Genomic DNA, 24847 nt, shown 5'->3' with positions numbered 1-24847 from the left:
AGGAGAAGAGAGGGCAGGCAGGCTGCCTGCCCTCCGGCGATCGGTCAGCGAATCAGGCTCAGCACCTCCCCACCGGTGTCGTCCGTATCGGCGGCGGCGATGATCTGCGCGACGCGGGAGTGCGACAACCCGACCGCGGTGCCGATCCGGCGCGTCGACTCCCCCGCCGCAGCGCGGCGCAGGATCTCCGCGTCCCGTTCGGCGAGCGGGTCGCTGTCCACCACGTCGGCGGTGGCTGTCTGCCCGCTGTCCAGCGCTGTCCGGTCGGTGTCCAGTCCTGTGGAGTCGCTGTCCGGTGCTGTCCACCCAGTGTCCAGTCGAGTCGCCTCGGCGTACACCGGCGTGGACTCGTCCTGCGGGCCCGGCTCCGGGGTCCGGGGAACCTCGATGAGGGCGGTCAGGCCGTGGGTGGCGGCCAGGCCGAACAATGGCGCGGCGCCCGCGACGCACGCCGCGATCGTCGCGGGCAAGATCCGCTGCCCGGATTCCGCAGCATGCAAGCCGTTCCCGACCACGGAGATGAGTTCAGCGGCGAACAACTCACCCCAGAAGAACCAGCGCGTCCCGGCCGGGATCGTCACGTTCTGGCGGGCTCGTCGCTGCAACGAGACCAACGCGACCGCGGACTGGACAATCGCGCCGTCGACGAAAATCGGTCCGGCCCACGCTAGACGCGGTGTAATCCCGGCCATCACCGACAGTTCGGTCAGGGCGGCGAACGACCACGCGAACGCGCCCGCGCCGATGACGATCGTCATCGCCAGCGCGGTCAGCTCCGCGACATCGAACCGGGCGTTGGACGCCCGGTGGACGGACTGGACAGTGGCTGTCGAGTTCATCGGTCGTATCCCTCTCGATCGGTGGACACGGCCCACAGGCCGTAGACGGGGGTGTGGATCAGCCGTTCCTGCTCGGCGTGCAGCGCGTGTCCGGCGAGCTGGTCCAGGGCGTTGTCCAGGTCACTGGCAAGCTCGCGGTTACGGTCTTCCAGCTGAGCGGCCTGGTGCTCGGCGGCATCCAGCGCCGCCAGCGCGACCGCCAGCCGCTGCGCCAGATCCGCGGCGCGCTCGTTCGCCGCGATCAACCGTGCCTCCAAATCACCGGTGGCCGAACCGGCCGACGACGGCCGGGCCGGGCTCACCGGCGGAGTCCCGACCAGGGACACCGACTGAGAGGTCGACCGCAGCGGCGTCGGCCGGATGGCCAGCGCGTCGGCGAAGCAGTCCGCGGGCTGAGCGGGCATCGTCGCCTCGACCGACGGGGCGCTCACCGCTCCACCCCGTCACGCTCGGAGTTCGCCATAGATGCGGCCAGCGCGTTGCCGGATCGGTAGTCTGCCAACGCTGATCGGGCGGTGTCCGCGGCCCGGTCCTCCACCCGGGTCACGTAGTGCGAGGTCAGTAAACCGGCCTGGTCGGTCTCGATGCCGTGGGCGGCGATGTAGCGGGCTTGCTCCTCGCTACGTGCCTCGATCGGCGACAACTCGCTCGCCGCGACCAGCCGCGCGGCCTCGGTCGGGTCCTCGCGCCAGCGGTTCGTCGCCTCCGACAGGTACCTCCAGTGCTGGGCCCACTCGTCGGTGCGATCCAGCCACGGCGAGGCGTACTCGCTGTAGGCGGCCTGATCGGCCGGGTCGTAGTCCTCCGGATCCCGCGAGCCGTACAGCTCGGCGTGCAGGAAATCGCTGCGCATCACCTGCTCGAGACCGGTCACCAGGTACTGGTGGGTGGCGTCGGTAGTGTTGGTCATTGGTTCGGCTCCCTGCTGGATGTTTGTGGTGTCGGACCGTCGGTGCATGCCGGGCGTTGCACCGCCCGGCATGTCCGTGGACAGCTCTGCGGTGCGCGCGGCGGCGAACGCGCCCGACACCGGGACCGGCCCCGCGGCCGGACGGGCCTCGGCCGGATCCGACCAGGAATCGCGGCGTTCGGCGGCGGCGAGCTGCTGGCGGGCCTGCTCGATCGAGCGGGGCTCGACCACCCAGGCGCCGTGCCCGGTCAGCTCGCGGGCGTGCTGCTGGCTGCGCCAGTCGATCTCGCTGATCGCATGGAAGCCCTGGGCCCGATCCGCGGCGATCTGCTCATGCATGCGGCGCATGGTGTCCGGCGCGGACTTCCAATCGCTGTGCGCGTCCTGCAAGTACCGGTAGGCGGCACCGAGTTCGTCATCCCGGTCGGTCCACCGGTTGCGGATCTCATCGACCTGGTCAAAGATCCGCTCGGCATCCTGGTCGGAGTCAGCGTGGAACTCAGCGTGGAACGCGGTGGTGATGAGGTCTTGCGTGCGGTCGAAGTCCTCCCGCATCAATACCTCCTGCGGGTTCTCGACCCGGCCGGCGTAGCGGTTGATGTACAGGTCATCCAGGTCGTTGCTGCTCATCGGTCCATGCCCTCTCGGTCGTGTCCGTTGTGTGCGATGGCCTCGGCCAGGCTGTTGCCGGGCCGGTAGTCCGCCAGCGCCGAGCGGCTGCCCGAGACGGCGGCCTTGGCCTGCTCGGCCTGACGCTCCGGGCTGCCGAACCGCTCCTGTGCCGGGGTGCGCTCGGCGAGTTTCTGCACCGCCTCGTCGCGCTCGCCACGCAGCTGGTCGCGCTCGGCGGTCAGCGCGGTCAACTGCTGAGTGAGGCGGGCGTTGGCCTCGGTCAGCTGGTTGTTGTGCTCGATCGACAACCCGTGCCGGGCGGTGAGCTCCGCGAGCTTCTTGTCCCGCGCGGTGAGCTGACCGGCCAGCTGGTTGTTGCGTTCGGTGGCGTCGACCAGATCGCCGGCCAGCTGCTCGATCTCACGACCACGCTGCGCCAGGTCCTCGGCGAGCTGGTGCCGCTCGGCCACGATCTGCACCACCGACGCGGGCGGCTGCTGCGCGTCGCGCTCCTGTGCAGCCGAGGCGCGCTCGATGCTCTTCCGCCACTGGGCCACTTCGTCGGTGACCATCGACCGGCCGCCCTCGGCGCGGAACACCGGGTCCTCGTGGCCCTCGCTGGAGGTCTCGGAGGCAGCCACGTGCACGGTGGTGCCGGGTGCCGGCCGAATCCCGGCCAGCTGCTGCGCGGTCCAGCGCGCCGAGTCCGCCTCGGTGGCGTGCTCACCGCGCTCGTGCACCACCTGGTTGGCGTTCTGCGGCAGGTAGGTGACGGTGCTGCTGAACGGCAGCGCCTCCTGCTCCTGCTCGGCCTCGCGGGCCTGCTCCGTGGTGGCCTGTTCGCGGTGCACCTGCCCGGCCAGCGTCCGCTCCCGCAGCACGACCTCCCGGGTCGCGAGCTGGTCGGCGACGGTCTCGGGACGGCCGTGGTCGGCGTACTGCTTGGCGGCGTTGAGGGTGTCGCGGGTCTCGACCGCCAGGGTGGTGCCGTCCGACCACGACGCGCGGCCGATGTTGCGCTGCAACCATTCCGTCGCGGTGTGCTCGGTGGCGAACGCACGGGACTCGGTGAGCGTCCCGCCGCCCGGATCGGTCCACGTCATCTGCGCGGTGTAGCGGTACCGGTGATCCTGAGCGGCGTCGATCCGCGCGAGCAGCGCATCCTCGGCCATCGCGCGGTGCGCGGCGTCCAGGCCCTTCTGCCACTCCGCCCGTTCACGGTCGGCGCTGCGATTGATGTTGACCGCCTCGCGGGCGACGCGGGCGCGGTAGTGCAGCGCTTCCAGGCCCTTGAGCTTGTGGGCGCGGGCGAACAGGTTGCCGGTCTTGTACTCCGGGAACACCGTCGCCGCGTCCAGACCATCCAGGGCGATGCCCTGCTCGGTGCGGGTCAGGTGCTCGTTGCCGATGAACTGCGCCGCGAGCCGGTCGCGGTGCTCGGCCAGGGCGCGGGCGTCGCGGGCGCGGCGGTCGTGATCCACCCGCGGGTCGTTCGCGCGGGCCGCGACGGCTTGGGCGTGCAGCCGGTAGCGGTCCACGGCCTGGCTGGTCCAGATTCGGTGATGGGCGCGGGCCTGCTGCTGCTCGCGCCGCTCGGTGCGGACCAGGCGGCTGATTTCCTTGCGGGCCCGGCAGCGCTCCAGCCAGTTGGCGGCCTGGGCGTGGCGCTGCATCGCCGTACGCATCGCGGCACTGAACTGCCGTGCCTGGGCGAAGATCTCGTCCTCAACAGCGGGACCGTAGTTGGTGTCGGCCATGATCAGTTCTCCTTGTCGGTGGTGAGGGTGGGCAGCGGGAAGCCCGGTTCTGCGGTTTGCACAGCGGTGCGCAGCTGCTCGGGGAAGGCGACCCAGTGCCGGAAGGTGTTGACGAACTCGGCCAGCAGCAGCGGCAGGACCGCGAAACGGCCAACGGCCAGAGGGCCGATCAGCTCGTCAGCGCCTTCGACACCGCCCCAAGCGACGGTCTCGTCGAACGCGCCGCCCCAGGCCTCGGCCAGCCCTGCCGGGGTGCAGCGTTGCAGGAACTGCGCGGCGTTCGCGGGCTGCCCGGCGGGGGCCTCCACGATCAGGTGCAGCGCGGTCTCACGCTGCTGGATGAGGTAGTAGTCGCTCACCGAGTGGGGCCGCCGGAACTTGCGGCCGTCGGCGTCGAGTACGTCCAGCAACGTGCCGGGCGGCAGCGTCCACAACCACGCCGGAAGCTCCGGCGTCAGGTGAAAAGTGCTGGTGGTCATAGGGTTGTTCTCCTTCGGGTTACTCGGACGCCTGTGCGGCGCGGAACGGGCGGACGATGACGGTGGCGAGCTGGCGGGCGCGGCCCTCGACGGCCCACGCCATCGCGACCGGGATCGGGACACCGAGGATCTCGGCGATCCAGCGCCACTCGGCGTCGCGGCGGATCCCGGCGATATCGGCGCCGAGCGTGGTCACCGCTTCAGTGGCGGTGAGCGCGCAGCGGCCCCACCGCAGCGCGGCCGCAGGCAGACGAGAGGCGAACAGGTGCCCGCGGGCGGCCTGGGCGGCCTCGGCGAACCACGCCGCGCTTTCGGCTTCTCCGGCGGCGCGGATGTCGTCGGCGAAGTAGGTGCGGAAGGCCTCCCAGCCGTGCGGCCAGACCCGCAGCGTGCGCTCGATGACCTGCTCATGGGTCAGGGTCTCGATTTCCTTGGAGTGCTCCGGCTCCCAGTTCGGGTTCTGCTCCACGCAGGCCCGCAGGTAGCCGCGAGCGGCGGTCACCTCGGCGGTCGTCGCGAAAGGCAACAAGCGGTCGAATTCCATGGCTGATCAGTTCTCCTTCGTGGGGGTTGTGTCGTCGGTGAGGTAGCGCCACTGGATTCGGGTGACGGTCGTCTCGGGTGTGCAGCCCCGGTGGCTGCGGCAGAAGAACGCGATGAACTCGTCCGGGGTCCAGTCCGGGAAGCCCTCGGCGCGCACGTCCTCGGCGGTGATGAGGGCCAGGCGCTCGCGGCGCACGTCCTCGACCACGACATCGACGATGCGGACCAGCGGCTCACCCTTGCGGCGTCCCATGACCTTGCGGCACAACGTCAGTTGGGTACCGGGCTTGAGTGCGAGCCAGCCCATCCGGCGAGTGACGGTCTTGGTACGTGCGCGGACCTGGTCCTCTGTCAGCGATACCGACATCAGCCGCACGTCAGTTCTCCTTCGTGGAAGTCGTGCGGCGGGCCTCCATCGCGGCGCGGCGGCGCGCCAGCTGCTCGACGTGACGGCGGATCCAGGAACCGGCGTCGGCCAGGGCGTAGGCGAGCATCCGGACGGTTTCGATGGCGCCGGGGCGGCCGGCGCAGTGCCACCACGCGAACGCCGCCAGCGCGAGCACGTACAGCGACAGCGGGCCGGGCAGCGGCAACACCGCCACCGCGGCGACAGCGCCGGTCGTGGTCGCCACGGCCGGTCCCCAGATCCGCACGTTCTCGCGGGCCTTGGTGATCCGGGAAACGTGCGGGGTCACGGTGCGCCCGACGCTGCCGCCGTCGGGCACGACCGGCACCAGCTGGGCGGCGAGCTTCTGCGCCTCGCTGCCCTCCATGTCGGCGGTGAGCGCTTCGAGCACCTGCTGCTCGCGGGCCTGCTCGGCGGCGCTGCGGCCACCCAGCTCCTCGCCGTGGTCCTCGGGCTCGATCGGGTTCGGGAAAGCCATTGCTCGTAACTCCTTGTCCTACAGTTGGTTTCAGGCAGGGCGGCGCTTGGTCAGGTCGATCACCGACGCCAGGCTGGTGTCGTCGGATTCGGGCTTCGGGTCGGTGAAATCGGCGATGCCGGGAAGCGGACGCAAACGCTTGAGCTCGGCGTCATCCAGCGGGGAGACCCGGCCCCAGCGGGCGCGGCCACCAGCGACCTGGACCACGTCGCCTTTGGCCATGGCGCGCAGCCGGTTCGGCGGGATCAGGAACTGATCGCCGGGCTTGACGTTGCCTTCGTCGCCGTCGCGGTTGCCGCTGATCAACTTGCGCGACAGTTCGAACTTCGCGCGGGTGCCGTACTTCTTGGCCAGGGTTTCCGGATCCGACGACCGCATCAGCAGCGAGCCACCCGAGGCGGCGGCGACCAGGCCAGTGCGGTTGTCGTCGTCATGCCCAAGGCCCTGCCAGGACTGCGCGATCCACCACGACCCGATGCCGGCCTTACGCAGCCGCTCGACCCACTTCACCGCGCGGGTCTTGCCATCCGAGACCGCGGAGAACTCATCTACCGCCATCAGCGACGTGCGGCCGTGTTCCTTGTCGGCAAGCTGCTCGAGCATGGTGCCGATCGCCCCGAACTGGGCGCGGGCCCGATCCGGGGTCTTCACGCCCTCCAGCACGATGTAGAGGACGTCGAAGTCGGTGAGCTCCTTGTCGCCGTCGAACGCATCACCCAGGGCGCGGTAGAGGTTGGCGAACTCCGCACGCGCGGAGTTCATCACCGGCTGCTTGCCGTCGATGGTCGACTTGATCTCCATGTCGATGCCCATGACGCCGGTCCAGACCTCAGCGCCGGGCTGCCCGCCCCACAACTTCGACAGCCGCTCCACGTCGAACCGCGACAAGAACTCCAGCCAGGTGCGCGGCGGGTTGTGCCCAATCGGCGTCGGCACACCGTCGATGACCTCGACCCGGGCCGGGGCGTCCACGATCAGATGGATCAGGGTCTCGCGGATCTCATGGAAGTACTTCTCGGTGTCGGTAGTCGGCGTGCTGCCACCGGAGACCATCGCCGAGAGGATCGAGCGCAGGTCATCCACGATGACCTTCTGCGCCTTGACCTCCAGCGCGTCGAAGTCGTTGCGCGGCCACATGCCCAGCGACACGTCGTCGGGGAAGATCCCGATCCGCGGCGCGGGAACACCCAACGCGGCAAACCACGTGCGCATCCGGGCAGCGACCTTGCGCGACTCCGGGCCGCCGTTGCAGTCGACCACGATCACCAACGGCCGACCGGGACGATCCAGCCGCCACCACTGCCGATGCCGCATCCACGTGGTGATGAACCACGACACCAACAGCCGCACCATCAACGTGGTCTTGCCCGACCCCGATCCCGCGACGGTGGTCTGGTGCTCCGCGGCGTTGATCCACGGCACGATCAGCCGGGTCTCGGTACGCCCGAGCAACTGCCGCAGCATCGACGCCGCCGGGGCCTGATCGGTCTCCAGCGCCAGGCGCCCGATCACCATCTCCGGCGACAACCCGCCCGTGGTGAAAGGCAACCGACGCCGCGACAACCGGGCAGCGGCGCGCTGCTCACGCTGCGCCTGCGCCCACAACGCCCGCTCCGTGCGCGCCGGAGACTTCAACCCGACAGTGGCCAGCTGCACGCGGCGGTTGGTGTAGGTGATGGTCGCGGTCAGCCACGCCAACGGCACCAACACCACCGCCATGCCCAGCAGACCGGCGGTGTACTGGCCCTCCAAGAACTGGTGGCTGGCCTCGGTGGCCATCCGGCCGGGCTCGAACACATCCCACGCCCACAACGCGGTCGCGCCCGGCATCGCCAACACGCTGCCGATCAGCCAGTTCCGCAACCGGGTGGGCTTCCACGCCAGCGCGGTCGCCGGGATCAGGATCATGATCGTCATGACCAGAATCGCGACCACGCACGCCGCGATCAGCAGCGCACCATCGCCCAAACCCTCCAGCGACCACGTGCTGAAATCGGGCAGCCACCCCAGCGGGTCATGGTCCAGCCCGATCGGCGGCATCTTCCGCTCGATCTGAATCGGTGCGCCCGGCGCGGGCGTCGGCGTCGGAGTAACGACCGGAGTCGGCGCATACGGCGCGCAATCGGCCTGAGTGATGATCGGAGTGCAACCGGTCATGATCAGACCGCCTTTCCTTCGTTCGGGTCTGCGCCCTGGGAGATTTCGTGATCAGCGGCGGCACCGCCCGCGATCACCCGGAGCCCGGGACGCGAAGCGAGCGAGAAGGATTCGACCTTCTTCTTGGCCAGCAGCTCGTCCAGATCGACCAGACGCAGCTTCGGGCCATCCGACAGATCCAGACCGGCCGCAGCAGCCCGGATCACGTTCTTCACCGCTTCACCGCGGCAGTAGTAGGTCAAGCCCATGCACTGAGCCCTCTCGGCGACCTTCAGCGCCTGGACCACCGAAGTACGCGCGGCCGTAGCGCTTTTGGCAGTCAGCTCCACCTCGACCGCCCACAGCTCACCAGCGCTGGTGAGATAGCGGCCGTCATGGATATGCGGGCGCGGCTGCCCGGCCTTCACCAAGCCGACATCCGCGCGCATCGACCGCTCCGAGATCCAGCGGTCCAAATCCAGACCGACCAAGGCCAGCCGCAGCTGCAACACGGCCTTGGTGTGAGCGGCCATCTTCGGCGTCGGCACCCAATAACGCACCGACCGACCCAACAGGGCCTCCGCCGAGGACTTCGTCGGGAAGATCCACGACGGACCCGGCACCGGCCGCATCCGCTTGGCGCTGATCATCTGAGCGGCTTCCCACTTCGCCGTGATCCGGTAGGCGCGGTTGATGCTCACGCCCAACATCTCGGCGACCACATCCAGCGGTGCCCCGTACATCTCGGCCAGGACTGTCAGGCCAGCGAGATCACGGGGCGAGAGTCGAAAACTCATCGGTCGTATCCCTCCCGTTCGGTCTCTCGCCTGAACACGTCGGCAAGGGACGAACCCGGCCGGTAGTCCGCGAGAGCGCTGGTGGATGTGTTCCAGCCCGGCCCGGATCCCCGGCCTGCTCGATCTCGGCGCGGTCGAGGCCGTGACGCTCCGCCGCACGCAGCTGGTGCTCACGCGTCGCCTTCGCCAGAGCTGCCAGCTGCGCGGGCGTCGCGGGCCGTTTAGGCGCGGCCTGGTTCACGTCGAACAGGTGCGCCACCTGCTCTCGGCCGTAGCGGCGGAACGGAATCCGGCCCTGGATGTCCTGCCCATTCGGGCGCATCCCTGCGGCCTCAAGCTGCCGCTTCGTCCGCAAATGCCCAGGCGCCATGTGCCACCGGTAGGTCGGAATGCCTTCGCTCACCGCGCCACCTGCTCACGCGACACGCACGAACCCGCCGGTTCCGGAGGGACCCCGGCATTGAGCGGGCGGCAGATGTTCGGCGACGGCATGTAGTCCTGGTGATCGATCCACGCCGCCGTGCAGCCACCCATGCCGATAAGCAGCAGCGCACCGAACGCGGCCAGCCGCACCATCGGCGGCAACAACCCCAGGGGGGCGAACACCGCACTGGCGCCGGTGAATTCCGGACCGGCCATCGAATGCAACGGGTTGTGACCACCGCGGCGGTCGAAATGAGTGACCGTGTACCCCTGAACAGGCGGGTCCTCCCGCCACGGCGCGGTCATCGATCCGCCTCGTTCCGCTCGGCACCGTCGCCGTCGACCGCCTCGCCCGTGTCGGCCCCGCGGCTGTCACGCGCGGCCACTGCATCCGCGATGCCGGCGTCGAGCAGCGCGCGCAGCGCGGTTGCCTGCTCGAGCGTCAACTGCATCGACATCCCGACGTACGTCGACGACGACGCCGGGTACACCCGGACACATACCCGGTCGACGTGTGCCGCGTACCGCACCCGGAACGACCCGTGCACCGAGATTTCCGCGGAGACCCCGGTATCCACCGGAACACCCGACTCGCTCGCCGCGATCACGTAGTGACCCACGTAGTCCCGCAACACGCCTTCGGGGTGGGCCTGCCGCTCTTGATCCCCATCGCGCAGGTAGATGCTCATCGCCGAAGCCCCCACTGCCGCGAGGACCGCCACAGCGCGAAACCGCCCAGCATCACCAGCGTGATCCCGATGACTTCGGGCGCCGTCAGCACGAGGTAGCCGACCGCGACTGCGGCGACCACCAAACCAAAAGTCCCCGCCCGCATTACGCGACTCCGGTCTCGTTCAAGGGACGGACCAGCGCGAGGACCTGATCTCGATCGACCTTGATGAGCCTCGGGCCGACCTGAAAGCCCTGCAAGAGGCCGCCATCCACCCAGCGCCGGACGGTCCGCGGGTGGACACCCCCGGCCAGTTCCGCCGCGACGCGAAGGCTGATCAGCGTCTTCGGTCCACCAACCGAGCCACTTCGTCTGCTCATAAATGTCACTCCTTTGGCGACTTGTCGTTACGTATACACAACAGCGTATGTGTAGTTGCGTATGCGCACAAGGTCTACACATGTGTAGACGCCAAAGGGCATGAAAAAGGCCTGATCAACGCATTGATCAGGCCCCTATACGTTTCGACCGAAGTCGGTCCGAGTCAGGTCAAGTGGAGGTCTCCCGCCTGCTCGTAGCGACCGATTCAGGCTCTAGTGCCATCCGGAACAGGAACGCGTCGTAGCGGTCACGTGGATACGAGATGTTCGAGATCATGAGGACTTGCTCATCGCTGGCGATGTAGCGTTGAAATACAGCCTTGACCAGCTCGCCGGACGGAGTCCTGAGCCACTCGGCATGGCTCGCCGGCGGCAGAGTGTCCGTGATGGTCTCCTCCAGGAACGCCGCAGCCGAGACATCGGCGACATCGATGGGCTGGTAGCTGTCCGACACGGAGATCGGTCGGCCGCCCTCCGACGCGCGCACGATTACATGCGTCAATTCAGAGCCGACTTTCACGCCCAGCTTGTCCGCGAGGTCTTCCGTAGCGAACACACTCTCGATGTCACGCTCCACCTCCACCGGCTCCGTTGCTTCGTTCTCGAATGTCGTCTCGGGCTGCTCGAACTGCCGCTCGGGCGAGACCCTGGTCAGATTCGGCCGGTCGGCAACGAAGGTGCCCTTCCGCCGCTCGGTCCGCACCAATCCCTGACCGAGAAGCAACTCGATCGCATTGCGGATCACGATCTGCGACACGCCGTGGCGCTTCGCCAGTTCCGGGTAGCTCCGCAGCTGGGTTCCCGGCGGGAGTTCACCAGCCCTGATCTTGCGTGCGTATTCACCCGCGATCTTCACGTATGCCGGTTCAGCCACTGTCAATCCCCTCGCTTCGTCTACTCGGGCAGGAGTTAGCCACCCCTACCAATACACAACTACGTATACATACATCATCGCAGTGCGCGAGAAGTGGGGCGACGCTTTTGCGCGACTTCTGGGGCTACTTCCGCCGGGTCCAGCTCTCCGCTCTGTCGTGCAGGTTCCACCAGGACACGAACTGCGTATCCTCACCAACCTGCTCCCACCCGGAAGCGAGCTTGTCGAAGAAGGCATCAGTACCGGTCTTGCCGCCGCGAGGTTCGCCAACGTAGATCAGCGTGTCGCCTCCAGCTTCCTCGAACGCTTCCAACGCGTCGGCTGACATCGGATCTCCCCAGCCCGGCGGCCAGCACAAGAAAAGAACTCGACGCGACTCCTCGCCAGCTTCCCGCGCTGCGGCCAGGCCGGCGAGATCGCCGACTTCGTGCCAGACATCCAACTGCCCCGCTCCCCCACGAAACGACACATTCTCGATCTGGCCGGGCGGTTCCGAGTCGAATGCCAAAACATCGACACCGCGGCGTCGCAGCTGTTCGGCCCAGTATCCGCGCCCGGCGCCAATCTCCAAGAGCCCTCGACCCGCGCAAACGGCGGTGATCCACTCCAGCGTCTCGGGCGACGGGATCGCATACGCGTATGCCTCCTGGAGAACCGTCTGCGCGTAGGCCAGTCGCGCACTGCCCTTCGCTACGCCGCCGTTGACCTCGCGACGCCCACCACGCTCGGCCGGGGCCACACTGACGGACGGGCCAACGATGTCCCAGTACGGATTCTCGCTGTCACCGCCCGTCATGTAGTGCAGCAAACGAATGTCGAAGGCCCTGTCGGCCTCGGCATCACCGCTTCCAGGTATGGCAGCGGCAGTATCGAGGTACTCCGCAACCCTGGGATACGAAGTGCGGAAGCGTGTTTCGTCCCCAAGAAGATCGGACAGCTCTTCACGACGCTCTGGTGTCAATACGAATCCTGTCACCCAGTCGATTGTGCCGACCTCGACGGCCGCTTGGTGGGCTATGAGCTGCACCGCCACTCAGGCTTTCACATCGCCCGCGGCACAGCAGACCACGAACATTCCCTACTTCCGTGGGGCAGTAGGTCATCACCAATGGGGCAGACATGGGGCATACAGACGTACCCATGTGTACACTCTCGACCCGAATGCACAAACCAAAACAGCCGCAAACAAGCTGAACAGACATACATTCATGTCTGAACTGTTGACGTACGTCCAGGCAGTTTGATACAGGAGTCGAAAAGGGACTTTTAATCCGCAGGTCGTAGGTTCGAGCCCTACTGGGGGCACAAAGGTCGGGCGTCCGGATTGCTCCGGGCGCCCGACCTGTTTTCTCGGAGTTCTCCGCCGTGCGGCGCCGGCCATACGGCAGTGGAAACGCCGCGTCGAGGCTCTATTACCTGTGCCGCACGGACGCTTCGCAGGAGGCGGCGTCCGGGGAGCGCGCTCGGCGGCGAGAAGGGCTGCACCGCTCCCCGATCACCGGTCACGGTTTGCACAGTCGGCGCCGTAGACGGTGTAAGCGGTGGGGAACAGGAATCTCGGCCGGAGCGACATCGCCGGTCACCCCCGGCACGGCTATAGGGGGCACCACGATGGAGTGGCATCAGAGGTGTACCGGTTGGATTGTGACGAACAGCACAGCTACCTCACATAGGGCATTCGTCGACTGGAGAGATCGCGTCTCGCGTATCGGTCAGTCATGCGCCGGTTGTGATATCCCCTTGATCGCGGTTGTACGCCGGTCGGCGGAAAAGCCGATGACAGCTCGGCTTGCACAGTAGATACATACGGACAATTCGCGGCGCAGGACAACCGTCGGGTCACGACGGCACAGCTGGAGGCCCGGATGCTTCGTCGCTTCATGAACAATCCATGGCGGCATGACCCGATAGTGACGAGCAGCCGAGGGCAGTGGCATACGCCGCCGGGCGGCGCATTACGTATAGAAGGACATGGTTGTCGGCGTAGTTGCGATGCGCAGTCGAACCGCCGTCGGCGATCGGGGAGGAAAAGCCTGCGAAGATCCGACAAGCGTGCGACTTGGGAAGAGCGGCATGAAGGCGTTGGCCTTCGGAGGCGATAGATGGCGATCGGAGACGCCGATTTCACCGCGATCCTCGCGAATCGCCGGCTCGATCGCACAGGACGTCATGCAACCAAGGCGCGTGGCGCCCGGGAGACACATGCCGGATCCCGCCATCACACCTACCCACTTCCTGGCGGGTGCCGACCTCTCGACCGCTCTCCACGGAGGGCGTCGTCGGCGCCAATTCACAGGAACATCGCAGCTGGACTCGCCGCAGTTCGCCGACACGCGCAGAACCAGGGCGTTTCGATCCCATATCGGCCCCCTGGGCCGCCCTTGTGTGTTCGCCCACGTACGGCTAACGCTCCTATCACCGCGTCGATAGACCCATTGCAGCGGGTAGAGCCCATACACTCATGGAGATCACCGAACGGCGAAGAGGTCGTATGAGGTGGATCACCAGAGCATCGATCGCCTAACGGATGCGTTTCGCATCACACCTACGGTGCCGTAAGGTATGGCCGCATCGGTATCGGTCTACCTTGGGATTGACCTGCACGACCGGAAGCACACACTGAAGGGTTCATACATGGCAAGGGATCTGACTCAACTCGAGCTGCTGACGGAGTTGGAGCCGGTTGCCGAAGAAAACGTCAACCGGCACCTCTCCATGGCAAAGGAATGGCACCCGCACGACTACGTCCCGTGGGACGACGGCCGCAATTTCGCGGCACTCGGTGGCGTGGACTGGGATCCGGAGCAGTCCCGCCTCAATGAGGTCGCGAAGGCGGCCATGATCACGAACCTGCTGACCGAGGACAACCTGCCCTCCTACCACCGCGAGATCGCCGAGAATTTCTCTCAGGACGGCGCGTGGGGTACCTGGGTCGGCCGCTGGACCGCCGAGGAGAACCGGCACGGCATCGTGATGCGGGACTACCTGGTCGTGACCCGCGGCGTCGATCCGGTCGCGCTCGAGGAAGCCCGAATGGTCCACATGACCAACGGCTTCGCCTCCCCCGCGGAAGCCGACGCGGGCTTCCTGCATTCCGTCGCGTACGTCACCTTCCAGGAACTGGCCACCCGGGTCAGCCACCGCAACACCGGCAAGGTCTGTGACGACCCGATCGCCGATCGCATGCTGCAGCGCGTCGCCGCCGACGAGAACCTGCACATGATCTTCTACCGCAACATGTGCGGCGCCGCCCTCGACCTGTCTCCCGACCAGGCGATCGAGGCGATCACCCTGATCCTGGAGAACTTCCAGATGCCGGGCGCGGGTATGCCCAACTTCCGCCGCAACGGAGTGCTGATGGCCAAGCACGGCATCTACGATCTGCGCCAGCACCTGGAGGAAGTGGTCCAGCCGGTGCTGAAGAAGTGGAACATCTTCGACCGCACCGACTTCACCGCCCGCGGCGAGGCGGTCCGTGAGCGCCTCGGCCTGTTCCTGGACAAGCTGGGCAAGGACGTCATCAAGTTCGAGGAACAGCGCGACCGGATGCTCGCCCGCGAGGCCGCCAAGCGCGACCGCGCGATGGTCGGCAGCTCCGTGTAGAACCCGAGGAACAACAGCAGGCGCCGCCCCGGAAGACCGAGGGCGGCGCCGGTGTGCACGGCCCGGTGCCGCGCGACATGCGCACCGGGCGAACGACCCGCTCCGGCCGACTTACGTGCGCAAATGAGACACTGGTCGGCGTGACGATGACTACCGAGGCGATGACGAAGCTGCGGATCGGGCCGTATCCGGTCGATCCGCCGGTCGTGCTCGCGCCGATGGCGGGCATCACGAATCTGGCGTTCCGCAAGTTGTGCCGGGAATTCGGCAGCCCGACCTCGATCTACGTGTGCGAGATGATCACCGCGCGGGCGGTGGTGGAGCGTAACGAGAAGACGCTGCACATGATGTCCTTCGACGCCGACGAGCATCCTCGCTCGATGCAGCTCTACGGCGTCGACCCGGCCACGCTCGGCGAAGCGGTACGGATCATCGTCGGCGAGGGCTGGGCCGACCACATCGACCTCAACCTGGGCTGCCCCGTGCCCAAGGTCACCCGCCTCGGCGGCGGCGCCGCCCTGCCGTACAAGCGGACGCTGTTCCGGAGCATCGTGCGCGCCATGGTGAGCGCGGCGGAACCGGCGGGGGTCCCGGTCACCGTGAAGTTCCGCATCGGCATCGATGACGACCACCTCACCTATCTGGACGCGGGCCGGATCGCCGAAGCCGAAGGCGCGCGAGCGGTCGCGTTGCACGCTCGCACGGCCGCGCAGCGGTACTCGGGCCAAGCCGACTGGACCGCGATCGCCCGGCTCAAGGAGGCGGTCACCTCGATCCCGGTGCTCGGCAACGGTGACATCTTCTCCGCCGCCGACGCCGTCCGCATGATGGACGAAACCGGGTGCGACGGTGTGGTCGTCGGCCGCGGCTGCCTTGGCAGGCCGTGGCTGTTCGCCGAGTTGCAGGCGGCGCTGCGCGGTGAGCCGCTGCCGGAGGCGCCCGATCTGGGCCGGGTCGGCGCGGTGCTGTACCGGCACGGCGCGCTGCTTTCCGAGCATCTCGGCGAGGAGAAGGCCATGCGTGATCTGCGCAAGCACATGGCGTGGTACCTGATGGGCTTCCCGGTCGGCTCCGATCTGCGACGTGCGTTCGCCACCGTGGGCAGCCTCGCACAACTGGAAGACCTCGTCGGCCAACTCGACCCGACGGTTCCGTTCCCGGAGGACGCGGAAGGTCCGCGCGGCAGGCAGGGCTCGCCGGGCAAAGTCGCGCTGCCACACGGCTGGCTCGATGACCCGGACGATCCCGCGGTGCCTCGCGCGGCAGATGTGATGCACAGCGGAGGGTGATCGGCAATCGCACAGCGAACGCTGGCGTCGAACCGTTGTGACCTGTTCGATTTCGCCGTGGGGTGGCCTGCCGTGGCGGAATCGTTATCATTGCGGGATCGGTGCCGCCGGTCCGGTATGACCCAGGCGGAAAGCAAGACGAAAAGCGAGGTTCGTTGGTGGGTGACGATCGGCACGGGCGTTCGCCACGGCCCGGAGGTCGCGCCCCGTGGGAGCGGTATCCCGCGGCGGACAACCCCGAAGGAGACGTCGCACGCACGTCTCGTCGTTCCCGCCATACCGACGCCGCTCCTGACCAGAGTTCCGCGCCCCTGACGGTGCAGGATCTCGTCCAGCGAGTCGACAACGAACGCACCGGCCGCCGCGGCCGCCGCGCGGAACCCACGCCACCGGACCCGACCGCCCCGCCGAGCCGAGGCCGCCGCGCGGAACCCAAACCACCGGACCCGACCGCCGCGCCCATCCGAGGCCGCCGCCCCGAGCCCGGCCCGCCGGACCCCGCCGCCGCGCCCATCCGAGGCCGCCGCCCCGAGCCCACGCCACCGGTTGCGGGCTCTCCGACGAACCGAGGCCGCCGCCCTGAGCCGGTACCGCCGCAGGCAGGCCCACCATCCGCACGAATCAATCGCGCCGAGCCACGTCAAGAAGCTCCCCGCCGACCCGCCGACCCGGCCGCCGCCAACGGCCGTGGCGCGGCAGCCGGTCCCCGGCGCGCACCGGACTCGCCACCGCCACGGCAGACCGGTAGCTCACCGGTGGTCCAGGACATCACGGGCGCGACACCGGCCGCCCGTCCCGCGAGCCGCCGCCCTGCCGAGCGCTCGGCATCCGCCGCGCCACCCGTCGCTCCCCCGGAACCGGAACAGGCCGAAGAGGTCACCGACGTCCTACCTCCGCTCGACGAGCCCACGCGCGCCAAGCGCAAGGGCGTGAGTTGGCCGACCAAGGACGGCAAGGACGCCAAGCCGAAGCCCGTCGGCACGGCACAGACCCGTCTGCAGGCCTCCAAGGAGCGCCGCAACAAGCGTCTGCGGACCGCGGGAAGGGCGGGGGGTGCAGTGTGCGCTGTGCTCGCTCTGCTGGTCACCGGCGGCGGCTGGAGCTACCTACGGTCGACCACGGACGGCTTCACCCAGGTCTCTGCCCTCGACGAGAACTCAGAGGACATCATCGATTCCAATGCCCAGCTCGGCGACGAGAATTACCTGCTCGTCGGCACCGACACACGCGCAGGGGCCAACGGCCAGCTCGGCGCGGGCACTTTGGACGACGCCGAAGGCGCCCGTGCAGACACCACCATGCTGGTCCACATCCCGAAGAACCGGAGTCGCGTCGTCGTAGTCTCCTTCCCGCGCGACCTCGATGTGACCAGGCCCCAGTGCAACGGATGGGACAACGAGAAAAACGGATACACCAACGAGAAGTTCCCGTCTGCCATGGGCGACAAGCTCAACGCCGTCTACAACCTCGGCGGGCCGATGTGCCTCGTCTCCACGATCCAGCGCCTCACCGGCGCGTCGATCAATCATTTCATCGGCATCGACTTCGCCGGTTTCGAGTCCATGGTCAACCAGATCGATGGCGTCGAGGTCTGCGCGTCCAAGCCGCTCGTCGACGACGTGCTCGGCACCATCCTCGAGCACCCGGGCAAGCAGCGCATCGATGGCCAAACCGCGCTGAACTACGTGCGCGCCAGGCATGTCTACGGCGAGGAGCGCAGCGACTACGACCGCATCAACCGACAGCAACGCTTCCTCGCTTCGCTGCTGCGCAGCACGCTGTCCAGCAAGGTTCTGTTCAATCCGGGTAAGCTGAACGGCTTCATCACTGCGCTTCGCGAGCACACCTGGGTCAACAAGGTCGAAACGACCGACCTGCTGATGCTGGGACGTTCACTGCAGAAGATCGATGCCGGCGTGGTCACCTTCATCACCGTTCCAACCGCGGGTACCACCACTTACGGCAACGAGATCCCCCGGGAATCCGACATCAAGGCGATCTTCAAGGCGATCCGCGACGATCAGCCTCTGCCGGGCGAGAAGCCAACCGTTCAGGCGAACGCACCCGCTCCGACACCGACCGCTCCGACACCGACCAAGTACAAGGCGGTGGATCCTTTGACTGTTTCGCTGCTGGTGTCCAACGGTTCCGGAGTCGAAGGACTGGCGCGCACCGCGGCCACCAAGCTCGGCAACCAGGGCTTCACGATCTACAACACCGGAAACTACGCCAACGGCACCTCCACCACGACGAAGGTCCGCTACGCCCCCGGCCTGGAGGCAGAGGCCGCAACCGTAGCGACCTCCATCCCCGGCGCGACCATCGAGGCCGCCGACGATCTCGGCGGCATCGTCGAGGTCGTCATCGGAGGTGACTCGAAGACCGGCGTCACCGTGAAGGCGCCGACGCCGGTCGGTGACGAGATCACCAACGTCACGACGAGCACCTCGACGAGTTCGACGCCCGCCGTCCTGCCCTCCGACCTGGAACACGTCAACGCGGCCGACGAGGTCTGCAAGTAGGCGACCGGGTGCACCAGCACCCGACCCACCCCCCGCAGCCCAAGTTCGTGTTGACTCACGTTCTACCGCAACGATATTCGCTTGAGCCGCTCGTTCGATCGCTGCTAGCGTCGGGGACGTCGATCATCGATACGGAGGGGATTTCAGTTGTACGCAAACTAATCTTCGGAGCAACCGCGGCGGCGGCCGCCATGGCATTGTTCGCAGGTCCTGCCCAAGCGGGCGGGTGGTGGCAGTACGAAACGCCACAGGAATGTGAGCACTCCCGACAGGACGCCTTAAATCACGGAAGCCGCGTAAGCGGGTGCCAGTTGGTCCCCAACGGCAGCTCGTTCGGCGACGGCGACGCCTGGGGGTATCGCATTTACAGCTAAGTTCGGGCCGAACTCCGACGGCGACTGCGCGAGCGCTCGAGTCGCCATCGGAGTTCTCGGGGTGAAACGGGACCCGCCCTCCGATCTGGAGCACATCAACGCCGCCGACGACTGCATGTTGCACCCGGCGGACACGGCAGCACAGATGCGACGCAAATCACAGATCGCCGTGATGCTGCCGTTTCGCGGTCGGCGAGGGTGCGGATCGCGGTCGTTGAATGATCAACGGCAACTCCCGCGCTAATGATGCGCACCGGTCATTCACTCCCTGTTCGTGACTTGGTCAGCGCGGCGAACTAGTGTCAGTTTCCATGCGTGTCATCTACAACGAGCAAATGGCTGAGCTCGCCCACCTGCTGGGTGAGATGGCCGGGTTGGCCGGCTCGGCCATGGAGCGGGCTACCCAGTCGCTGCTCCAGGCGGACCTCGCCCTGGCGGAGCAGGTGATCAGCGAGTCCGACCGGATCGCCGAGCTGATCCAGGACGCCGAGGAGAAGGCCTTCGCTCTGCTCGCGCTGCAAGCTCCGGTCGCCGGTGATTTGCGGCAAGTGGTGAGCACGATCCAGATCGTCGCCGATGTGAATCGGATGGGCGCGCTGGCGCTGCACGTGGCGAAGGTCGCGCGCAGGCGTCATCCGAACCACGCGCTACCGGAGTCCGTCAACGGCTACTTCGCAGAGATGGGCCGCATCGCCGTGAACATGGGAGCCAGTGCGCGTGAGGTGCTGGAGACCCGTGACCCGGAGCGCGCCGCGCAGCTGAACGAAGACGACGAGGCGATGGACGATCTGCACCGTCACCTGTTCACACTGCTCATGGACCGCGACTGGAAGTACGGCGTCGCGGCTGCCGTCGATGTCACGCTGCTCGGTCGCTACTACGAGCGCTTCGCCGACCACGCGGTGGAAATCGGCCGCCGTGTCATCTTCTTGGTCACCGGAGTGCTCCCGCCGGACCCCGACTCGGAGTCGTAAACGAAAAGCTTGCTGCGCTTGACGTTTCGCAGGCGGCGAATGATAGATTGAGCCGCACAGGGCGAGATTGCTCTGGTATAGCGTTACGCCGGAGGGGAACCGGCATGAAGGGGGGCGTTATGGACGTCGATCCAGCGGAGCTGCGCGCGCTGGCCGCGTCGATGGACAAAATCGGCGGCGAGATCGGCGCATTGACCGTGCGTGCCACCACCGACGCGCTCGGTGGCGTGCTGCCCGGTTCGACGGTGGGTGAAGCGTGTTCCACAGCGGGTTCGAACGTCGAAGACGCATGGCGGCGAATGGCCATGCGCTGCAAACGAGTTTCGAATATCGCGAAAGGCGGCGCCGCGAATTACGAGGTGTCCGACCAGGAGTTTCGCGCGGGTCTCGACGCGATGGGTGCACAGCTGTGAGGTCTACGAGCAGTACGCCAACCCTCAGCCAGGTGCGGTCGGAATGGCAGCCGTGGAAACTGAGCGAAGCCGGTACCGAAATACGCACGCGCAACAGCGAATTCGTTTCCCTGGTCGATCAAACGGTGACGCAGATCCGGGCAGCGGGCGCGCATTGGAGCGGTGACGCCTATTACGCCGCGTACGACCGCATCGCAGGCGACCGCGACACGGCGAACAAGGTGGCGTTGGATACCGAGACGCTCGCCCAGACATTGATCGACAGTGGTACCAGCCTCGTCGGATTCCGCCAAACGTTGCTGGACAAGGTCGATGAGGCCGTCGCGGCCGGATTCACCGTCTCCGAGGACTGGCAGGTCACCCCCGGGCCGGGCACCTCGGACGAGGACGGTGATGCGCAGTTCACCTACCAGACCGCCATCACCACCGCCATGAACGAACTGCTCGGCACCCAGACGGACGTCGCGGCGAAGATCGAGCAGGCGAGCGGCGACGTCAGCACCCGAGCCGCTCAACTCGGCGACGGCGACCCGCTCGACAGCGACAAGTCCGCCGACGGGACGGACCCGGCCCTCGCGTTGTACAGCAACCAGTCCGACGCCTCGGCCACGGACCAGGCCGCAGGCACACCGGCGGACGACAGCAAGCAGTCCGACCAGACGGCCCCCGCGAGCACACCGCAGGCGAGTCCGATCGCCGCCCAACAGCAGTCCGCCGACCAGACCGGCGCCGAGAACAAACAGGACAGCGGCGAGTCGGGCGATGGTAAGGACAAGAAAGAAACGGGCGACGGCAAAGACAAGCAAGACACCGGGGACGGCAAAGACAAAGGCACCGGCAACGGGTCCGAGGACAAGTCCGCCTCCACCGGTGCGGCCAGCGACCCGAACTCGTGGAAGCCGTCGGATGTGACGAGTCTGATCAGCTCGGTCAGCCAGATCACCGGCAATGTGCCCACGCTGATCGAATCCATCGGCAAACTCGACGACGATCTCGACGACATCATCAAAGCAGGCGGGGAGGCTGGAAAGGGTCTGATCGAGGCCGCCGGTACCAGCGCCGAGAAGTTCGCGAACGCCGTCGACACGATCGCCGGAACGCACCAAACGGACGGCACGCACACGGACTCACCGTCCACGGGTGACCCCGCCGGAACCGGGACCCCGAAGCAGGATCCGGCGGCCACCGATCCCACGACCGGACAACCCGCAGCCACCGATCCGAACGCGAAAACGGACGATCCGAACGCGAAGTCCACCGATTCGAAGACCGACCATCCGGCAGGCACCGAGAACAGCAAGACGGATAAACCGAATTCGTCGCAACACGCGGAAACCAAGCAGGACCAACCGGCGTCCGTCCGGCAGGCGAGCTACACCAATGCCGACTCCGGCAGTCCGAGCGCTGCTCCCGCGTCCGCGTCCGGTTCCCCGTCCACCGCACCCGCGAGCACCGGACTGCTCGGAGGAATGTCAGCGGCGAATCGTGAATCGGATTCGGAGCACACGCGCCGAGTGCAATCCACGCCGACGCCGCTGTTCGAGACCCCGCCTCTCGACGAATAGCCGAGGCCCGAATATCCGAAGGCCCTGGGGGTGGTCACCGCCCAGGGCCTTCGTTTTGCGTATGCGGCGCGTCCGCGGATGCGGAACCCGCCCTGGGATCAGCCGAAGCGACCGGAGATGTAGTCCTCCGTGGCCTTCTGCGACGGGTTGGAGAAGATCTTCTCGGTGTCGTCGATCTCGATCAGCTTGCCCGGCTTGCCCTGGGCCTCCAGGTTGAAGAAACCGGTCTGGTCACTCACGCGCGCGGCCTGCTGCATGTTGTGGGTGACGATGACGATGGTGAATTCCTTCTTCAACTCGGTGATCAAATCCTCGATCGCCAGGGTCGAGATCGGGTCGAGCGCCGAACAGGGCTCGTCCATCAGCAGCACGTCGGGCGAAACCGCGATGGCGCGCGCGATGCACAGACGCTGCTGCTGACCGCCGGAGAGGCCGCCGCCCGGCTTGTCCAGGCGGTCCTTCACCTCGTTCCACAGGTTGGCGCCGCGCAGCGAGCGCTCGGCGACCTCGTCGAGTTCCTTCTTGTTGCGCACGCCCTGCAGCTTCAGACCCGCGACCACGTTGTCCTTGATGGACATCGTGGGGAACGGGTTGGGCCGCTGGAAGACCATGCCGATCGTGCGGCGCACACCCACCGGGTCGACCTGCGTGCCGTAGATGTCCTCGCCGTCCAGCAACACCGCGCCCTCGACCCTGGCATTCGGGGTTACCTCGTGCATGCGGTTGAGCGAACGCAGCACGGTGGACTTGCCACAGCCGGAGGGACCGATGAAGGCGGTCACGCTGCGCGGCAGCACGGTCAGCGAGACATCCGACACGGCGTGGAACTTGCCGTAGTAGATGTTCAGATCTTTGACGTCGATCCGCTTGGCCATTTTCGGTAATCCGTTCCGCTTCTATCGGTTCCGGGTGAGCAGGCGGTTGAGGACCGCAGCCGCCAGGTACAGGAGGGCGATGATGATGATCAGGGTCAGAGCCGCGCCCCAGACCCGCTCGCGTCCGGCAGCTTCGGGGTTGGCCAGCTCCTGGTAGATCAACAGCGGCAGCGACGCCATGTTGCCGTCGAAGATATTCATGTTGATCGACTTGCTGTAGCCGACCAGCACCAGCACGGGAGCGGTCTCGCCCATCACCCTGGCGATGGCCAGCAGGATGCCGCTGATCATGCCGGGCAGCGCGGTGGGCACCACTATCCGCACGATGGTCTTCCACTTCGGGATGCCCAGCGCGTAGGACGCTTCACGCAGTTCGTCCGGCACCAGTTTCAGCATTTCCTCGGTACTGCGGACGACCACGGGCAACATCAGCAGCACCAACGCCAGCGACACCGCCAGCGAACTCTGCGGGAATCCGAGCGTCGCGATCCACAGCGCGAAGATGAACAGCGCCGCGACGATCGACGGCACACCGGCCAGGATGTCGACCATGAAGGTGGTGACCTTGGCCAGCAAGCCGCGGCCGTACTCGACCAGATACACCGCGGCCATGATGCCGAGCGGCACGGCGATCACCGTCGCGACCAGCGACTGCACGATCGTGCCGTAGATGGCGTGATAGACGCCGCCCGCGACCTGATTGGGCAGCACGCCCTTCAGCGAGTTCTGCCACCAGTCCACCCGGACCACCGCGGCGAAGCCCTTGCTGATCACCATGATAAGGACCCAGGCCAGCGGTACCAGCGCGACCGCGAACGCCAGCCACACCAAGCCGGTCGCGACGTTGTTGCGCACCTTGCGCGCCAGGCTCACATCGCGGAAGGTGGGCGGCTTGATCGGCCGGTCCAGAGTCGAGGAGGTCATCACCCGTTCACCCTTCCGCCCGCGGCCAGTCGAGCGAGCGCGTTCACGACGAAGGTCAGCGCGAACAGCACGAAGCCTGCCGCGATGTACGCGCCGGTCGGCAGCGGGGCACTGAACTCCGCGGCGGCCGAGGCGATTTTGGAGGCGAAGGTGTAGCCGCCGTCGAACACCGACCAGTGTCCTGGCTGCGCGGCCGTCTTCAGCACGATCAACACGGCGATGGTCTCACCGAGCGCGCGGCCGAGGCCGAGCATCGCGCCGGCGATCATGCCGCTGCGCCCGTAGGGCAGCACCGTCATCCGCACGACTTCCCACTTCGTCGCGCCGAGCGCCTGCGCCGCCTCGATGTGCGCACGGGGGGTGAGGTTGAACACCTCACGGCTGACCGACGTGATGATCGGCAGGATCATCACCGCGAGCACGACGCCCGCGGTGAAGATCGTGCCGCCGCTGGCCAGCGGGATGTTGCCGTCATCGAAGAGGAACAGCCATCCCAGGTTGTCGTTCAAGAAGTTCTGGATCGGCTCCAGTTGCGGAGCGAGAACCAGGATTCCCCACAGACCGAACACGATCGAGGGCACCGCCGCGAGCAGATCGACGAGCACCGAGAACGGCCGTGCCAGCGTCTTCGGCGCGTAGTGCGTCAGAAACAGCGCGATGCCGATGCCGATCGGAACGGCGATCACCAAGGCGAAGACCGAACTGAGCACCGTCACCATGAACAGATCCCGGATGCCGAACCGTAAGTGGTTGGCGTCCGAGGTGTTGAACTCGGTGCTGGTGAAGAAGTTCGCCTCGTTCGCCAGCACCGACGGCACCGCCCGGATGAGCAGGAACAGCGCGATCAACGCGATGGACGCGACGATGATCGCACCGGCCGTCGTCGCCAGCGAGCGGAAGATGATCTCCGCCCGCGGGCTGTGCTGGCGACGGCTCTTCGCGGTCGGTTCGGTGCTCGGCTTGCTCGGCATGAGCGCAGTATCTCCGCCTGCTCGCTGGTCGGT

26 protein-coding genes are annotated in these 24847 nt (G+C 67.0%); 6 read left to right on the top strand and 20 right to left on the bottom strand.

What is annotated here, in order from left to right; genetic code table 11:
• Positions 1-44: 44 nt before the first annotated feature.
• The 17 genes from ABZW96_RS21480 to ABZW96_RS21400 form a co-directional block, all read right to left on the bottom strand.
• Positions 45-839: a DUF2637 domain-containing protein gene (locus tag ABZW96_RS21480; RefSeq protein WP_355077027.1), complete on the bottom strand. Its 795-nt coding sequence runs from the start codon at positions 837-839 to the stop codon at positions 45-47.
• A complete protein-coding gene (locus tag ABZW96_RS21475; protein WP_355077025.1) occupies positions 836-1270 on the bottom strand; it encodes a hypothetical protein in 435 nt (144 codons plus the stop codon). Before ABZW96_RS21475 ends, ABZW96_RS21480 begins: the two co-directional genes overlap by 4 nt.
• Positions 1267-2379 (bottom strand): hypothetical protein, encoded by a 1113-nt coding sequence (locus ABZW96_RS21470; protein WP_355077023.1) that lies wholly within the window; start codon positions 2377-2379, stop codon positions 1267-1269. The genes ABZW96_RS21475 and ABZW96_RS21470 overlap by 4 nt, the downstream gene beginning before the upstream one ends.
• Complete coding sequence (locus ABZW96_RS21465) at positions 2376-4118, bottom strand: hypothetical protein (protein ID WP_355077021.1); 1743 nt, start codon at positions 4116-4118, stop codon at positions 2376-2378. The genes ABZW96_RS21470 and ABZW96_RS21465 overlap by 4 nt, the downstream gene beginning before the upstream one ends.
• A 2-nt stretch (positions 4119-4120) precedes the next feature.
• Positions 4121-4597 carry a hypothetical protein gene (locus tag ABZW96_RS21460; RefSeq protein WP_355077019.1) on the bottom strand — a complete coding sequence of 159 codons (477 nt, stop codon included), beginning with the start codon at positions 4595-4597 and terminating at the stop codon, positions 4121-4123.
• 19 nt (positions 4598-4616) lie between these two features.
• Entirely contained in the window at positions 4617-5141 is a 525-nt protein-coding gene (locus ABZW96_RS21455; RefSeq protein WP_355077018.1) for a hypothetical protein, read from the bottom strand.
• A gap of 6 nt (positions 5142-5147) precedes the next feature.
• Positions 5148-5516: a hypothetical protein gene (locus ABZW96_RS21450; RefSeq protein WP_355077017.1), complete on the bottom strand. Its 369-nt coding sequence runs from the start codon at positions 5514-5516 to the stop codon at positions 5148-5150.
• A gap of 1 nt (position 5517) precedes the next feature.
• A complete protein-coding gene (locus tag ABZW96_RS21445; protein WP_355077015.1) occupies positions 5518-6024 on the bottom strand; it encodes a hypothetical protein in 507 nt (168 codons plus the stop codon).
• A 30-nt stretch (positions 6025-6054) separates the two neighbouring features.
• Positions 6055-8181 carry a hypothetical protein gene (locus tag ABZW96_RS21440; protein WP_355077014.1) on the bottom strand — a complete coding sequence of 709 codons (2127 nt, stop codon included), beginning with the start codon at positions 8179-8181 and terminating at the stop codon, positions 6055-6057.
• A 2-nt stretch (positions 8182-8183) separates the two neighbouring features.
• Positions 8184-8957 carry a hypothetical protein gene (locus ABZW96_RS21435; protein ID WP_355077013.1) on the bottom strand — a complete coding sequence of 258 codons (774 nt, stop codon included), beginning with the start codon at positions 8955-8957 and terminating at the stop codon, positions 8184-8186.
• Entirely contained in the window at positions 8932-9360 is a 429-nt protein-coding gene (locus ABZW96_RS21430) for an RRQRL motif-containing zinc-binding protein (RefSeq protein ID WP_355077012.1), read from the bottom strand. The genes ABZW96_RS21435 and ABZW96_RS21430 overlap by 26 nt, the downstream gene beginning before the upstream one ends.
• A complete protein-coding gene (locus tag ABZW96_RS21425) occupies positions 9357-9686 on the bottom strand; it encodes a hypothetical protein (protein WP_355077010.1) in 330 nt (109 codons plus the stop codon). Before ABZW96_RS21425 ends, ABZW96_RS21430 begins: the two co-directional genes overlap by 4 nt.
• The gene (locus ABZW96_RS21420) at positions 9683-10102 is read right to left on the bottom strand and encodes a hypothetical protein (RefSeq protein ID WP_355077009.1); all 420 of its coding nucleotides are present in this window, start codon (positions 10100-10102) and stop codon (positions 9683-9685) included. Before ABZW96_RS21420 ends, ABZW96_RS21425 begins: the two co-directional genes overlap by 4 nt.
• A complete protein-coding gene (locus tag ABZW96_RS21415; protein ID WP_355077007.1) occupies positions 10066-10191 on the bottom strand; it encodes a hypothetical protein in 126 nt (41 codons plus the stop codon). The genes ABZW96_RS21420 and ABZW96_RS21415 overlap by 37 nt, the downstream gene beginning before the upstream one ends.
• 23 nt (positions 10192-10214) lie before the next feature.
• On the bottom strand, positions 10215-10430 hold the full coding sequence (locus ABZW96_RS21410; RefSeq protein WP_195078191.1) for a DNA-binding protein: 216 nt from the start codon (positions 10428-10430) through the stop codon (positions 10215-10217).
• A gap of 169 nt (positions 10431-10599) precedes the next feature.
• The gene (locus ABZW96_RS21405) at positions 10600-11304 is read right to left on the bottom strand and encodes a GntR family transcriptional regulator (protein WP_355077005.1); all 705 of its coding nucleotides are present in this window, start codon (positions 11302-11304) and stop codon (positions 10600-10602) included.
• A gap of 124 nt (positions 11305-11428) precedes the next feature.
• Positions 11429-12337, bottom strand: a complete 909-nt coding sequence (locus ABZW96_RS21400; protein WP_355077004.1) for a hypothetical protein — start codon at positions 12335-12337, stop codon at positions 11429-11431.
• A 1601-nt stretch (positions 12338-13938) separates the two neighbouring features.
• Between ABZW96_RS21400 and ABZW96_RS21395 the strand changes: the two genes are divergently transcribed.
• From ABZW96_RS21395 to ABZW96_RS21370, 6 genes are all read left to right on the top strand, one after another.
• The gene (locus ABZW96_RS21395) at positions 13939-14907 is read left to right on the top strand and encodes an acyl-ACP desaturase (RefSeq protein ID WP_355077002.1); all 969 of its coding nucleotides are present in this window, start codon (positions 13939-13941) and stop codon (positions 14905-14907) included.
• A 161-nt stretch (positions 14908-15068) separates the two neighbouring features.
• Positions 15069-16196: a tRNA dihydrouridine synthase DusB gene (gene dusB, locus ABZW96_RS21390; protein ID WP_355077069.1), complete on the top strand. Its 1128-nt coding sequence runs from the start codon at positions 15069-15071 to the stop codon at positions 16194-16196.
• A gap of 755 nt (positions 16197-16951) precedes the next feature.
• On the top strand, positions 16952-18718 hold the full coding sequence (locus ABZW96_RS21385) for an LCP family protein (protein ID WP_355077000.1): 1767 nt from the start codon (positions 16952-16954) through the stop codon (positions 18716-18718).
• Between the two features lie 685 nt (positions 18719-19403).
• Positions 19404-20066: a phosphate signaling complex protein PhoU gene (gene phoU, locus ABZW96_RS21380; RefSeq protein WP_355076998.1), complete on the top strand. Its 663-nt coding sequence runs from the start codon at positions 19404-19406 to the stop codon at positions 20064-20066.
• A 119-nt stretch (positions 20067-20185) separates the two neighbouring features.
• Positions 20186-20479, top strand: coding sequence for a hypothetical protein (locus ABZW96_RS21375; RefSeq protein WP_355076997.1), 294 nt, complete (start codon positions 20186-20188; stop codon positions 20477-20479).
• A 32-nt stretch (positions 20480-20511) separates the two neighbouring features.
• Complete coding sequence (locus ABZW96_RS21370) at positions 20512-22044, top strand: hypothetical protein (protein ID WP_355076995.1); 1533 nt, start codon at positions 20512-20514, stop codon at positions 22042-22044.
• A 98-nt stretch (positions 22045-22142) separates the two neighbouring features.
• Here ABZW96_RS21370 and pstB read toward each other — a convergent pair whose 3' ends face one another.
• The 3 genes from pstB to pstC are packed head-to-tail and all read right to left on the bottom strand — an operon-like array spanning position 22143 to position 24814.
• Positions 22143-22919 (bottom strand): phosphate ABC transporter ATP-binding protein PstB, encoded by a 777-nt coding sequence (gene pstB / locus ABZW96_RS21365; RefSeq protein ID WP_039795034.1) that lies wholly within the window; start codon positions 22917-22919, stop codon positions 22143-22145.
• Positions 22920-22940: 21 nt separating this feature from the next.
• Complete coding sequence (gene pstA / locus ABZW96_RS21360) at positions 22941-23843, bottom strand: phosphate ABC transporter permease PstA (RefSeq protein WP_355076993.1); 903 nt, start codon at positions 23841-23843, stop codon at positions 22941-22943.
• Positions 23843-24814 (bottom strand): phosphate ABC transporter permease subunit PstC, encoded by a 972-nt coding sequence (pstC, locus tag ABZW96_RS21355; protein ID WP_355076991.1) that lies wholly within the window; start codon positions 24812-24814, stop codon positions 23843-23845. The genes pstA and pstC overlap by 1 nt, the downstream gene beginning before the upstream one ends.
• Positions 24815-24847 lie beyond the last annotated feature (33 nt).

Origin of the sequence: Nocardia sp. NPDC004168 (genome assembly GCF_040610355.1) — a bacterium.
Taxonomy (GTDB): Bacteria; Actinomycetota; Actinomycetes; order Mycobacteriales; family Mycobacteriaceae; genus Nocardia; species Nocardia sichangensis.
Note: the sequence above shows the minus strand (reverse complement) of the source record. Positions and strands in the feature narration are given on the sequence as shown.